14 protein-coding genes and 1 pseudogene are annotated in these 13,114 nt (G+C 46.2%); 14 read left to right on the forward strand and 1 reads right to left on the reverse strand.

What is annotated here, in order from left to right; translation table 11 throughout:
• Positions 1 to 249 precede the first annotated feature (249 nt).
• Positions 250 to 1,144 (reverse strand): annotated as a pseudogene (locus JCM12539_RS01335) (LCP family protein).
• Between the two features lie 268 nt (positions 1,145 to 1,412).
• Between JCM12539_RS01335 and JCM12539_RS01340 the strand changes: the two are divergent.
• The 14 genes from JCM12539_RS01340 (at position 1,413) to JCM12539_RS01405 (ending at position 13,095) form a co-directional block, all read left to right on the forward strand.
• Positions 1,413 to 1,757 (forward strand): hypothetical protein, encoded by a 345-nt coding sequence (locus tag JCM12539_RS01340; RefSeq protein ID WP_054648660.1) that lies wholly within the window; start codon positions 1,413 to 1,415, stop codon positions 1,755 to 1,757.
• Positions 1,758 to 2,294: 537 nt separating this feature from the next.
• Entirely contained in the window at positions 2,295 to 3,065 is a 771-nt protein-coding gene (locus JCM12539_RS01350) for a hypothetical protein (protein ID WP_156301968.1), read from the forward strand.
• 450 nt (positions 3,066 to 3,515) lie between these two features.
• Complete coding sequence (locus JCM12539_RS01355; protein ID WP_054648666.1) at positions 3,516 to 4,664, forward strand: AI-2E family transporter; 1,149 nt, start codon at positions 3,516 to 3,518, stop codon at positions 4,662 to 4,664.
• Positions 4,665 to 4,667: 3 nt separating this feature from the next.
• The gene (locus tag JCM12539_RS01360; RefSeq protein WP_054648668.1) at positions 4,668 to 6,245 is read left to right on the forward strand and encodes a peptide chain release factor 3; all 1,578 of its coding nucleotides are present in this window, start codon (positions 4,668 to 4,670) and stop codon (positions 6,243 to 6,245) included.
• Positions 6,246 to 6,273: 28 nt separating this feature from the next.
• Positions 6,274 to 6,438 carry a hypothetical protein gene (locus JCM12539_RS13715; RefSeq protein WP_225350179.1) on the forward strand — a complete coding sequence of 55 codons (165 nt, stop codon included), beginning with the start codon at positions 6,274 to 6,276 and terminating at the stop codon, positions 6,436 to 6,438.
• The gene (locus JCM12539_RS14970; protein WP_369396031.1) at positions 6,365 to 6,538 is read left to right on the forward strand and encodes a hypothetical protein; all 174 of its coding nucleotides are present in this window, start codon (positions 6,365 to 6,367) and stop codon (positions 6,536 to 6,538) included. The genes JCM12539_RS13715 and JCM12539_RS14970 overlap by 74 nt, the downstream gene beginning before the upstream one ends.
• A 63-nt stretch (positions 6,539 to 6,601) precedes the next feature.
• The gene (locus tag JCM12539_RS01365; protein WP_054648670.1) at positions 6,602 to 7,096 is read left to right on the forward strand and encodes a YveK family protein; all 495 of its coding nucleotides are present in this window, start codon (positions 6,602 to 6,604) and stop codon (positions 7,094 to 7,096) included.
• Positions 7,097 to 7,135: 39 nt separating this feature from the next.
• Complete coding sequence (locus JCM12539_RS01370; RefSeq protein ID WP_054648672.1) at positions 7,136 to 7,540, forward strand: hypothetical protein; 405 nt, start codon at positions 7,136 to 7,138, stop codon at positions 7,538 to 7,540.
• Between the two features lie 261 nt (positions 7,541 to 7,801).
• A complete protein-coding gene (locus JCM12539_RS01375; protein WP_054648673.1) occupies positions 7,802 to 8,593 on the forward strand; it encodes a DUF4422 domain-containing protein in 792 nt (263 codons plus the stop codon).
• A 12-nt stretch (positions 8,594 to 8,605) separates the two neighbouring features.
• Positions 8,606 to 9,499: a glycosyltransferase gene (locus JCM12539_RS01380; RefSeq protein ID WP_162203980.1), complete on the forward strand. Its 894-nt coding sequence runs from the start codon at positions 8,606 to 8,608 to the stop codon at positions 9,497 to 9,499.
• 427 nt (positions 9,500 to 9,926) lie between these two features.
• On the forward strand, positions 9,927 to 10,403 hold the full coding sequence (locus JCM12539_RS01390; protein WP_054648677.1) for a hypothetical protein: 477 nt from the start codon (positions 9,927 to 9,929) through the stop codon (positions 10,401 to 10,403).
• A gap of 67 nt (positions 10,404 to 10,470) precedes the next feature.
• Positions 10,471 to 10,899: a hypothetical protein gene (locus tag JCM12539_RS01395; protein ID WP_162203982.1), complete on the forward strand. Its 429-nt coding sequence runs from the start codon at positions 10,471 to 10,473 to the stop codon at positions 10,897 to 10,899.
• 74 nt (positions 10,900 to 10,973) lie between these two features.
• On the forward strand, positions 10,974 to 12,005 hold the full coding sequence (locus JCM12539_RS01400; RefSeq protein WP_054648681.1) for a glycosyltransferase family 2 protein: 1,032 nt from the start codon (positions 10,974 to 10,976) through the stop codon (positions 12,003 to 12,005).
• Positions 12,006 to 12,069: 64 nt separating this feature from the next.
• Positions 12,070 to 13,095, forward strand: coding sequence for a glycosyltransferase (locus tag JCM12539_RS01405; RefSeq protein WP_156301971.1), 1,026 nt, complete (start codon positions 12,070 to 12,072; stop codon positions 13,093 to 13,095).
• The last annotated feature ends 19 nt before the right edge of the window (positions 13,096 to 13,114 follow it).

Below are 13,114 nucleotides of genomic sequence, written 5' to 3' on the forward strand. Positions count from 1 at the left end.
GGTTTTTCGTTACCGTTTGGGGTAAAAAAAAGGTTGAAGCATAGCGGTGGCAAACGTTTGCCAGCATCCACAGTGTGGTCACTGGCGGAATCTGAACATGGGGAAGATTATCCAACGTATACGTCGTACGAGGCCATGTGGCGGGACATGGGTGTTTGATTGATTACGAACTAATGCCAGCGTGACAAGCAAAAAAAAGTCCGGATCACCTTTGCATGGGTGGCCCGGACTTCGTGTATATTGACTTAATTACTGTGCGTTGATGGCGTCGTTGATCTCACTGTGCACCCGGTTAATTTCACTGGTGCTCATGACTTCATATGATTGGCCGTCGATCATCGCGCTGGATCCCTGCATCTGGTCGGAGCTGATGTTGCCAATGGCGCTCTTGTACTTGGAGGCTAGGTTCTTCAAAGACGAGAGGGAAATGTTAGTCCGCACGTTGTCCGATACGGCGTCCAGGAAGTTGGTGTTGAGCAGGCTGGTTGGTTGGCTCTTCGCCTTTTGCAGGATGGCCTTCACGATGAGCTGCTGCCGCTCCTGACGACCGTAGTCACCACGTGGATCCTCGTGACGCATCCGGGAGAACTCAAGTGCCTTGGCACCATCCATGGTTTCCGTCTTGCCCTTGGTGAACGTGTAGCCACCTTCGCTGAAGCTAATTGGCGAGGTGACGCTCACGCCGCCAACCGCGTTAACCAGTTTCTTCAGGCCGCCCATGTTGACCAGGATGTAACCGTCAAGCTTAATGTCGAGCAACTTCTCCACCGCCGCGATGGCCGTATCCGAACTGCCGTATGCGTATGCCGCGTTCAGCTTGATGGTTTCACCTTTGTACTCGATCTTCGTGTCGCGAGCGATGGAAACCATGGTGGTTTTATTGGTCTTCGGGTTGACCACCATCACCATGATGGTGTCCGTCCGGCCCTTGTAGGCGCGGCCCAAAGCCCCGGTGTCAGTGCCTAACATGAGGTAGGCAACCGACTTGGTGGCCTTCGTCTTGTTGTCGGACGTTGAACTCGTTTTTTTTGTTGTACGAGTAAACCGCGCTCGTAGTGTGGTGAATCTTGTAGTACCCGTAGCCACCCAAACAAACAGCGGCAGCTACGATGATGCCGCAAATCCAAAGAATTATTTTCTTCATATTAACTAATACCCTCTACCCTCGGAATGATATGTACTATTGTTAATCAATTGACATTATACATTAGTCGGCGAAAAGTTGGTAAACGTGGGGCAAAAAGCTAAATTTCCTTAAACTTAAATTGTGGGGGATGTGGCATTAGTTAATATCCGGGAGATTTTGCGGTGGTATGCGGCACCTAGCGATAGAAGAACAATTTTGGCGTGCTGTTTTGGTCAAGAATTAGTACATACTCTGGTAAAATAATGATGCATGTAGGAGGCTTACTGTGGATAATCAAGTTGAGACGTTAGTTAAAAGGAAGCCCCGTTTCTGGCGGGCTTACGAAAATAAGATTCTTATTGTTTTGAATATTACGCTGGTATTTGTGTTTCTGATTTTACTGTTGTACAAGGTGTCAACTGTCCCAAACGTTTTTGTGGACGAGGCGAACTATGCGAACGAGGTTGTATCGTTTGCTCGATTTGGTACTGACATCCATGGTCTACATTTACCCATATATTTATCCAGTGTTTGGGGACAGGGCCAGTCTATTTTATATGCAATTGTTGATGCACCACTAGTACGCTGGTTTGGTTTTAGCATGGTCACGTTAAGGTTCCATTTTTATTGATGAATTGGTTAATCTTATGCCTACTTATCTTTAAGGTTTACCAGTGGTCAAAAAGTTTACGCCTTACGACCATGGTCAATATTGCATTGATTAGTAGTCCGTGGATATTCATATCATCTCGGTGGATTCTCGATGCCAATATTGCTCCCTTAATGTTTATGCTTGCTACTATCCTGTTTGCTTCCGGAGCAATGAGTAAAAGTAAACTATTGCGGATTATTGATGTATTGTTTGGAGCATTATTCTTATCTTTAACGGCATACGGTTACGTTGCAGCATGGCTTTATTTACCGGTAGTCTGTGTGCTCTACTTTATTGCGTTTGTTAAGGATGACAGTTTTAAGATTTGGGAGTACATAGTATCTGTTGCTGTGATTCTTTTGGTCGCCGTCCCAATCATAGTATTTGCGTATCGGGTTAATATTTTGAAGTTGACGCATGCGACAAAGTTTTTTGTTTTTTTGATATTCCTCCTCTGCCGGCAAATCGGTTGGGTCACTGATTAATCTTAGGGGACCTGGGTTGATCAATAGGTGTATGCACAATTTAGTTGACGGTTTGCTCATTTATTTAGGCGGGAATGACTACTTGCAATGGAATTCGGTCAGCCCGTTTGGAGCGGTTGCTCCATGGTTATTAATCTTTGCTCCGGTGGGTATGCTAGGTAACCTTGAGACAATGCCCAAGGCCATACAACTTTTTAGGCGTTTGTTGACGCTTAATATAGTTGCTTTTATTCCTTTAGCACTTGTTGTTACGCCAAACTATAATCATTGGAACTTGCTAAACATACCATTAGCAATATTGGTTGGCCTGGGATTGTTTCTTTGTATTCAACGTTTTCGGGAGACTTCTATTCGTTTGTTGTTTGTACTCGTTCCCATCTGCACCTTTGCCTACTTTCTACCGTTTGGGTACTTCGGAGTCGGTACCGAGGGTAGTTTCTTTGAAAATGGTTTAGTCAGATTTCGTGATGTTCAAAAATTGAATCAAACGGTAACGTCATCAAGTGACAGCAGTCGTCTTTACGTTGATAGTTTATCTTGGAAGTTTATGTATTTTAGAATGGTACAGGCCCCAATCAGCCACTCAATGTACTTGAACCGTACTGGCACTAAATCCGATTTCAGTAAGAAAATGGGCGATTTTTCGCGGTATGGTTCTCTGAGGGATATGTCTATATTTAGGGGCGGAACAAAAGGTGATTTCATTTTGCGTTCTTCAAAGGAACCTATGCCCGGTTGGAAATATTGCTATAGCGTGACCTGGAATAATGTTCCGCAGTATTTATTCAAAAAGAGCAAATGACATTTGGATTGATTTGCCGGCGTTCGACTGATTGTGTTTATTTAATATCTTGAGCCTGTGTACTTAGTAAATGGCGACGACAGCGTATTGTCGAGCCTTATTCAATTAGTGAATCTAAAGGAAACAGGTCAATTGGTCTGTTTCTTTTTTTGCTGTTGTCAACCACAGTCTATTTCAGTGATGACGAAACGTATTGGTCAAAAAGCTAAATTTCCTTAAACTTAAATTGTGGGGGATGTCGTACCGATAAGATACTTGTCGCGGCCTCAGACTGCCGCGATACGGGCATTTATTGGGTGACCGGCAATGATTGGGACGTGTGCGCGTCGCTGAACGTAATCTGTTCGTAAAGCGCGTCCTATTGGTGCTCAGGCCGCTTTCTGGTATTATTAACCTTGGTATTTCTATAGTCTGCCATACACGGCAGCCGTTATGGAGGGAGGTGGCACCATGTTTGAACGTTTACGGCAATCAAAGCTAATGTTCTGGTCAGTGGAGATCTTGATACTGGTCCTCATCATTGCCGGACTGAGCTCCGTCACGTTTATCTTTCAACCGGTCGCAACCTTTTTCTCCATCTGGTTGATTCCGCTGGTGTCGGCGTTGTTCCTCTACTACATGTTCAATCCATTTGTGAAAATGATGGAGCGGATGAAGGTGCCGCGTGGATTAGCACTCGCCATTTTGATGTTGGTACTAGCGGGATTAGTTTACCTGATTGTGGTGTGGGCCGTTCCGGCAATGCTCCGTCAGGTGGCCCGCCTAGTACTGGCCTTACCAACGCTGGTCAAGGATTTTCAGACGGTGTTGGCGAAGGCGTCACATTATTCTTGGTACCAAGCGTTGGACCTCGACGATGCTATCAGCCACATCAATGCTTCAAAGATTACGGCCAGCATTTTAAAGTCGACCTCCGCAGGGTTGCCTGATTTTCTGGGATCAGCCGTCGGCACCTTCTTTTCCGTAATTACCGTGCCCATCATTTTCTTTTACATGTTAAAGGATGGTCACCGGTTTGTGCCGGCCGTCCAACGTTTATTTCCCACGAGTATTAACGATGAAGTGGGGGAGGTCTTCCGGCGTCTGAACGACACGCTGGCGCACTACATTGCTGGCCAGGCATTGGAATGTATCTTTGTGGGCGTCATGACCGGATTGGGCTACTGGATTATCGGGCAGCCGTACGCACTGCTGCTAGCGATTATCGCGGGTGTGGTAACCATGATTCCGTATCTGGGACCGTATATCGGCATTATTCCGGCCCTGCTGGTGTCCGTCAACATGGGTTGGGGACAGATGTTTGGTATCGTGGCGGTCGTTATTGTGGTGCACGTGGTGGACGGCAATTTTATCTACCCCAACATTATTGGGCGGTCACTGGATATTCACCCAGTAACAATTATCATTTTATTGTTGCTGGCGAGTCACCTGTACGGATTACTGGGTACGATCCTGTCGATTCCGGTGTACGCGGTGGCTAAGAACGTCGTGGTGTACTTGTGGCAGGTATTGCAGTTGCGGCGGCGTGAAAAGATGGTCCAGGAGCCGTCATCAACGAGTGGTTTGGGTGCAAGCAAAGAAGAAAAGGAACATAAATAAGTAATGAAACAGACTGAATTAGAGCAGGCGGTGGCCAAGCGCCGCACCTTTGCCATTATTTCTCACCCCGATGCGGGGAAGACGACCATCACCGAGCAACTGTTGCTGTTCGGGGGTGTGATTCGTGAGGCCGGGACCGTTAAGGGGCGTAAATCGAGCCACTTCGCAAAGTCCGACTGGATGGCGATTGAAAAGCAGCGTGGTATCTCTGTTACGAGTTCCGTGATGCAATTTGATTATCAGGGTAAGCGCATCAACATTCTGGACACTCCGGGGCATGAGGATTTTTCTGAAGATACATACCGGACACTGATGGCCGTGGATGCTGCGGTCATGGTGATTGATAGTGCTAAGGGTATTGAAGCGCAGACCAAGAAGCTGTTCAAAGTGGTTAAGGATCGCGGTATTCCCATCTTTACTTTCATGAACAAGCTGGACCGCGACGGTCGGGAGCCGCTCGACCTCATCGCAGAACTTGAGGATTTACTCGGAATTGAGGGTTACGCAATGAACTGGCCGATGGGGTCGGGGAAGACCCTACTGGGACTGTACGACCGGGTCAACAACCGGGTGGAACGCTACCGTCCGGAAACGCCGGAACAGCGGTTTGTCGAGCTCGACGCTGATGGTCACCTGCCAGCAGACGATGTGATTGCCAAGGAAGCGACCTACCGTGCGACTTTGGATGAAATCGAGTTGCTGGATGATGCTGGCAACCAGTTCGATGCCGACAAGATTGCGCGGGGCGACCAGACACCGGTGTTCTTCGGTAGTGCGTTAACGAACTTCGGGGTGGAGACGTTCCTGAACAGCTTCGTGCAGTACGCGCCGGCCCCGACCGCCAAGAAGACGGTGGGGGGCACGGAGGTGCAGCCGACCAACGAGCAGTTTAGCGGCTTTATTTTCAAGATTCAGGCGAACATGAACCCGAACCACCGTGACCGCATTGCCTTTGTACGGGTTGTATCCGGCGAGTTCACCAAGGGGATGGACGTCACGCTGGAGCGGACGGGCAAGACGATTCGGCTGAATAATTCCACCGAGTTCATGGCCGCCGAGCGGGAGACGGTCACCGAGGCCGTTGCCGGCGATATTGTCGGTTTGTATGACACGGGTAACTTTCAGATTGGTGATACCATTTACGCCGGCAAGCAGGGAGTGGCGTTCGAGCCGCTGCCGCAGTTTACGCCGGAGCTGTTCATGAAGGTGACGCCCAAGAACGTGATGAAGCAGAAGAGCTTCCACAAGGGGATGCAGCAGCTGGTGCAAGAAGGTGCGGTGCAGTTGTACCGGACGTACTCCACCAACGAGTACATTCTGGGTGCGGTTGGCCAACTGCAGTTCGAAGTCTTCAAGTTCCGGATGCAAAACGAGTACAACTCCGAAGTTGAGATGACGCCAATGGGCAACCGCACGGCTCGATGGATTAACCCGGACCAGCTGGATGAAAAGATGAGCTCATCGCGCAACCTGCTGGTAAAGGATGTGCACGGCGAACCATTGTTACTGTTCGAGAATGCCTTTGCGGAGCGGTGGTTCCACGATAAGTATCCGGACGTGGAGTTGACGAGTAAGTTGTAGGAAATCAAAAAAAATAGGTGGTAAAAGAATGGAAACCGGAATTGAATTTGCCTGGGTCTTTCAATCATTAAAAAAAGCACTGGTGGAAGATTTTATTAACTGGTTTATTGCTGGCCGTAGTGGCATTTGTATACGTGAAAAAGACGGTTCATCCCACTTTCACTTCGGACACGGCGTTGATGGTGAATATTGAAGCAAGTGGTAAGGATGATAGTCAACTGACGGTGCAGCAGGCCGAGGTGCAAAAAAAATTGACACCTACAAGGATATTGTTGAAAGTCCTTCAATCATGAAGGAAGTCGCCTACAACCTCACTCACAAGCATCGCGAAACTACGATTCCCGGAAAAAAAAGCAGTGTATGGCACTTACAAGAATAGTGTGACGGGTGAAATTACCAAGTACCTGAAGGAAAAGAAACAATCACCTAAGTATCACGTTGTCTCCGCAAAGTACGGTAAGGGTGCCGTTACTACGGACCAAGTTAGTAGTGCTGTAAGTATCAGTAGTAACGCTAACTCTCAGGTATTTAAAATTAAAGCGACTTCTAGTGACTCCGTTCTTTCCAAAAACATTGCGAACGCCACTGCGGCTGTCTTCCGCGAGCGGGTTCAAACAATGATGAGTGGCTCGCGGGTTACAATTGTTTCCCGAGCTAACGACGGCAGCATTAAGACTGGTAGCACCAAGAAGTATGTTTTGGTCGGTTTAATTATGGGTGTTATCCTCGGTGCGTTTGTTGTATTACTGTATGGTTTCTACAAGGAATTAACTGACAAGCGCATCGATAACGACTCGTTCTTAACGAATGAACTTGGCTTCACTAAACTTGGCGCTATTCATAAGAAATAAGATGTCAGGAATTGTAGTCCTTAATTCGGAGGAATGGTTTTGAGCAAATTAAATTTGAACGATGCATTTACAAATGTTGCGATTGATGATGCTGGTATCAGTGAAGACTTCATGGATTTAGCGACTAATTTAGTTGTGAGCCGTCGTAACGGTATTTTAAGTGGATCAGTGGCTTTAGTCTCTGTTGATCAAGATGATACTCAGGCAGATGTGGCTGTCGGATTGGTTAAGGCCTTGGCCAGTATTAATCAATCCGTAGCGTTGGTCAATGCTAATTTACGTTCATCCTGGACACCACAGATTCCAAATTTCACTTCATTAAATTTGCAGTCCGTGCTTGATTCTGGCCAGGTAGACGATGACACGACTAACGTGATTGTTTCCCCTGCGGATAGTGTGCCCAATCCTATCGCTACGCTTGAAAGTGATGGCTTTTCGGCTTGATTCGGTCTATGGAGGCTGGGCGGAACTTCGTTGTTGTTTCCACGCCTGCATTGATGCCATTGGGAGATGCAAAGGCAGTTCTGGGAACCGTAAAGAACGCAATTTTGATTATTCACAGGCGCCAAACACGTGCTCGAAATTTAAAAAAATGGTTTGACAGTACTTAACGCTCTACACACCAACGTTATTGGGTACGTTACCGTTGAATAAATGGGCCGTAGTTACTTTGTCGATTGTTGCTCAGTATAAAAGGAATGAATAATGTCTTCAAAAATTGTTGTTGGAATTGCAGCACACAAACAGTATGAGATGCCGACCGATGAGATGTATTTGCCCATTCAAGTTGGTGCGGCCGGGAAAGCTTCGATTGATGATTACCAGCGCGATGACGAAGGGGACAATATTTCTCAAAAGAACCCCTACTATTCAGAACTGACGGCAACATACTGGCTTTGGAAGAACGTGCAAGGCGCTGATTACAAGGGCTTGGTCCACTATCGGCGGCATTTTTCGAAGTTGGCGAAGTTTAGTCAGTTTAAACAGGGACGTTTTGGTGATGTGCTTGATACTAGTACGCTGATGCACGCGCTTGAAAAAGCCAATGTAGTAGTTCCCGAACCGCGCAACTACCGTATCGAGACCCTGTACTCGCACTATGAGCATTCGCACAACATTCGCGACTTGGACACAACCGTTGAAATCATACGTGAGCTGACGCCTGAGTATGCGGATAGTTTTGAGAAGGTGCTGAAGGGAACCTCGGCGCACATGTTTAACATGTACATTATGAAGGCGGATTTGTTTGATCAATACGCAGAATGGATGTTTCGCATTCTTTTTGAGTTGGAACAACGGATTGATATATCCGGATATGATCGGCAGGAGGCCCGAGTTTACGGATATGTTAGCGAGCTGATGTTGGATGCTTGGTTGGACACCAACAAGATTGTTCCTGCTGAGCTACCGGTAATGTTTATGGAGAAACAAAGCTGGGTGAAGAAGGGAAGCTCATTCATTATGCGTAAGCTTCGCGGATCCAGTAATACAAAGTAGAGGTAATTGAACTTGAGTGATACGAAACAAACCAATGTTGTTGCAGTGGTAGTAACATACAACAAGCCTCAACTACTACAACTTTGTGTGTCGGCCATTCTCAACCAGACGTATCCCGTCAACCGCGTGCTAGTGATTGATAACGGGGGACTTGAGGATACCCGTAAAGTAATTGAACAATTAGCGGATGACAAGATTAGCCATGTTCTGACGGGTGAAAACCTGGGCGGGGCTGGGGGCTTCAAGTTTGGTATTAATGCCGGTATGGACCATTCTGCGGACTTTTTGTGGGTCATGGACGATGACACGGTACCGGATTTATCCGCGTTGTCAGCAATGATGGAGGCCAACAGCACCCTACAGTCTGACGGTATCAATCCGGGTTTTCTAAGTAGCAATGTTCGTTGGACCGATATGGCTCCAGCAAAAATGAACATTCCGGGTGTTGCCGAAGATTGGAGTTATGAAGTCCGTCCAGGGCTAGTTAAGCTGACGTGGGCCTCTTTCGTCTCGTTGTTAATTAATACTGAGGCCATCAACAAAGTTGGTTTACCCATCGACGCGTACTTTATTTGGGGTGACGATGTTGAATATTCTCGCCGAATATCAACTAGTTTTCCCAGTTTCTTTGTCCAGGATAGCATTGCTGTTCACCACATGGATGCAAACGTCGGTGCCAACATTTTGGAAGAGAAGAATAAAAACCGGGTCTCACGGTACTACTTTGCCGTGCGGAATGAATTACATACCGTTAGGGAACTAGGTACTAAATCCGAGCTGATGCGGGTTGTTTCTAAAGACTTGGCACAAGTTTTCAAGGTTATGGGCACTGGATTTACTGGTAAGAAGATTGCGGTGACAATTCGTGGATTTTTTTGCTGGGCTGTTTTTCAATCCAAGGATTGATTTCCACAAATCTAACGGGCAGTAGCGATTAGTGAAAGGCGTTTGCATACTCTATGTTTAATAGGATGACTAAAACAAGCATATTATTAGAATACATGTTGGCGCTGGACATTATCCTGGGGTCTAATTCGATTTACGCTTCTTTTAGCTTTAGTAAGTATGTCACGCTAGCTTTAGGTTTATTGGCGGCTGGTTTGGTGTTTTTGCGGTTCATGATTGAAGCGAGTGGCGGTAATCGAGTGCGTATTAATTCCAACAGCTTGATGGCGCTGTTTATCTTTTTGTTCGTAGTGGTATTTTATTTATTCGCTCAAAACGTTTTTTTTGGGCGAAAAACTTTGGACAACTGGCTAATTATCTGGGACTGTTTGTCCTTTTTACCCCCGCGCTGTGGTTGTATGTGGGGGTTTTTGGATATCGCGGCCTCTTGGACAAGTACGTCAAACTCATGGTGATGATTGCCGTGGTTGCACTGCTTTTCTGGGGCTTGGGTTCCATTATGGGATTATTTGCACCCACCAGTTATTTCACCATTGGTTGGGGTGGAAACAATCAGGTTGCTTCATATTATGGGGTATATTTTGAGACGCAGTTTAAAACCATTGCTGGACATGTTGTGGTTAGAAATAGTGCGATTTGGCCTGAAGCACCGATGTATACCATGTCGCTAATGTTTGCACTGCTAACACAATTATTCGTGTTGCCAAAGAGGCGCCCAGTTTTCGTGACAATCTTAATTATTTCCATGGCGTCGACCTTAACATCGACTGCAATTTTAATACTAGTTGGGTTGGCTACTTACTATTTATGGCGCGCCACAAATGTTTTTTTCACCGTGGTACCGGTTGGTACTCGTGCTGATGGTATTGCTGGTTGTATCTGTACCCGCGATGTTTGTTTTTAGCAAGTTTATGAACTCGAAGTTAAACGGATTTTCAGGCTCAGTACGTGTTGATGACTATATAACCGGAGTGAAGGCATGGATTAAGCATCCAATCATTGGTGAGGGTTTCAACAACAATAAAGCCTTGTATAAATTTATGAATATGAACATTCGCGAATATTACAACAACGGTGAACTGACCTTCAATAAGGGGGTAGCGAACGCCTGGACTCCTTTGATTGCCAACGGTGGACTGCTATTCATGGGCACCTACCTTGTGGGCCTGGGCTCGCTATTTCGTCTAGGCGGTAGTTGGCGTGTACTGACGCTGTTTATCTTTGCGATGATGTTTTTATCCATTATGCAGTACACGACCATTATGATGTTGTTTATCTTCGCCGTACCATTTGCGCTTGAAAATGATTCCGACAAAGAACGATTCGTGCGCAATCGTTTGTGGGATTCGGGTCCCAAGAACTTCATGGCTAAGAGCTCAAGGGAATATGGGCGTGGCTAGTCTATTAATGGCCCGTGGTTAAATGCCTAATTGATGCCAAATTTGTTTGGCATAATCTTGATGGAGGTTCTGAGATGACACCCACCGTTTCAATAATTACGCCAATTTATAATGCTTCGGGGTTGGTTAAGCAGTTTATTGCAATGATTAGCCATCAAAGATTACGGGATATTGAGTTAATTATGATTGATGACGGTTCTTCGGATAACACAATCGAAGTCGTTGAGGATACAATTGCCCGTAACAACAGAGATGGCCTACGGATTGAGTTAATTAAGAATCATCATGTTGGGCCTGGATCCTCCAGGCAAACTGGACTTGAGGTTGCGAAGGGAAAATACATCTACTTCGCGGATGCGGATGACTTCATGCATCCAGAACTACTTTCATTATGTGTTCAAAGCCTTGATCGCAGCATGGCTGACTTTGTGTACTTTAATTACCGCAATGTAGAAAAGTATGATCCGTCAACCTTTGAAACCATCGGTGTCTCCGAGTCAAAATCAATTTCGATGGACGCAAAACAATTTGGCGAATATTACGTTCATAATTCTGCTGATCTGGGTTTTGGCTATTTGTGGAATAAGGTTTTCCGAGCGGATAAAATTCGCGAATGGGGTATCAAATTTCCGGCTATCAACACGGAAGAGGATGCCGTTTTCCTGTTTGATTTGTACGCACATTCCCGCAGAATTGAATTTTTGGATTATTATCTCTACCAGTACGTCAACAATAGCGCGTCAATTACGCATTCGCGCCGGGATTTACAACGGTTTGCCGACAATTTACGCATTCGATGTGATAAGTGCATGTGGTTATTAACCGATGTATGGGGGTTCCCACCTAACGCATTACAGGCAAGGGTGATTCTGAGGCTCGTTGTAGCAACAATACAGTTAGAGATTGGCAATAATTCCTCACTTTTGACTGCAGCGAGAGCATGGAGTCGTTCGCGCAGGGACAACTATTTTCAGCAGTTGCTCAAGTACCTCAATTTAGTTCCTAAGATGACAACAACTGCAGATGCCATTGTCAGAGGCCTCTTAAGGCTCAAGTTGGATCTTGGACTGGTGGTTTTAGTCAATACAATTGGAAAGCGAAAGTAGGGCGAGACACAGATGAACAAAAAAAGGACTAGTGTTGGTACCCCGGCTGCGCGGTATTGGTGGGATGGAAACTGTAATCGTCAGCTGGATTAAACACTATCAACGAGTAGACGACATTAACATGAAATTCTTTGCACCACAGGGGCTTGAGGATCAAAGCCGATTCGATGGTCTGGGTGATGAAGTTAAAATTGCCCAACTGGTGCGACCGCACGCGCTGGGGAAGGCCTGGGGAACTTGGTTAACCTTTGATTACCTGGCACGGCATGATTTTGATTTTGTCGTCTGCACCAGCATTCCATTAATGAAATTAGCTCATCTCGTTAGAAGGGTGTTACACAAGCAGTTCAAAATAATATCGTGGTTTCATTTTTCAATTGATACATTGCCGGTTTCGAGTAACGGCGACCTTCTGTTGGCCGATATCAATTTGGCCATTAGTTCAGGAATCAAGCAACAGTTGATTGCCCGAGGGGTGTCCAGCGATAGTATTGAAGTCGTCTATAACCCGGCAACAATACCGGACACTGTAGTTGCTAAGCGTGAAGATACTCTTGCCGCTCAACCACTCCGGCTCCTATACGTTGGCAGAATTGTGTGGGCGGGTCAGAAGAACCTTAAATTACTCTTATCTGCACTTGTGGAATTTAAGGCGGACTGGCGCCTAGAGATTTTTGGGACGGGTCAGCAGTCTGATATTGATACCCTTAAAAGTTTTGTTAGTGGACATGAGTTGGAGGACAAGGTTTTTGTGCGTGGTTGGAGCGACAGCCCTTTTGAACATGCCTTGCCTGCTGATTACCTCATCTTAACGTCCAAATACGAAGGGTTCCCAATGGTCTTAATTGAAGCAGCCGGTTTGGGACTGCCATTAATATCGAGCGACTGTCCCACTGGTCCGGATGATATTGTCGTTGATGACAACGGATTCCTGTTCACAAATGACAGCCAGCAAGATTTGGTGGAAACTTTAGGTAATGCTCTGGCTACACGTGATACCTTTAAGCCAGAGGTTGTCCGAGATTCAGTTGAAAAATTTGAAACCGGTAAGTACTTTGAACGAGTTAGTGCAATTTTGAGTGCAGTCTAAGTAGAAAAGGGGAAATTAC

This window comes from Lacticaseibacillus pantheris DSM 15945 = JCM 12539 = NBRC 106106 (assembly GCF_001311175.1).
Taxonomy (GTDB): Bacteria; Bacillota; Bacilli; order Lactobacillales; family Lactobacillaceae; genus Lacticaseibacillus; species Lacticaseibacillus pantheris.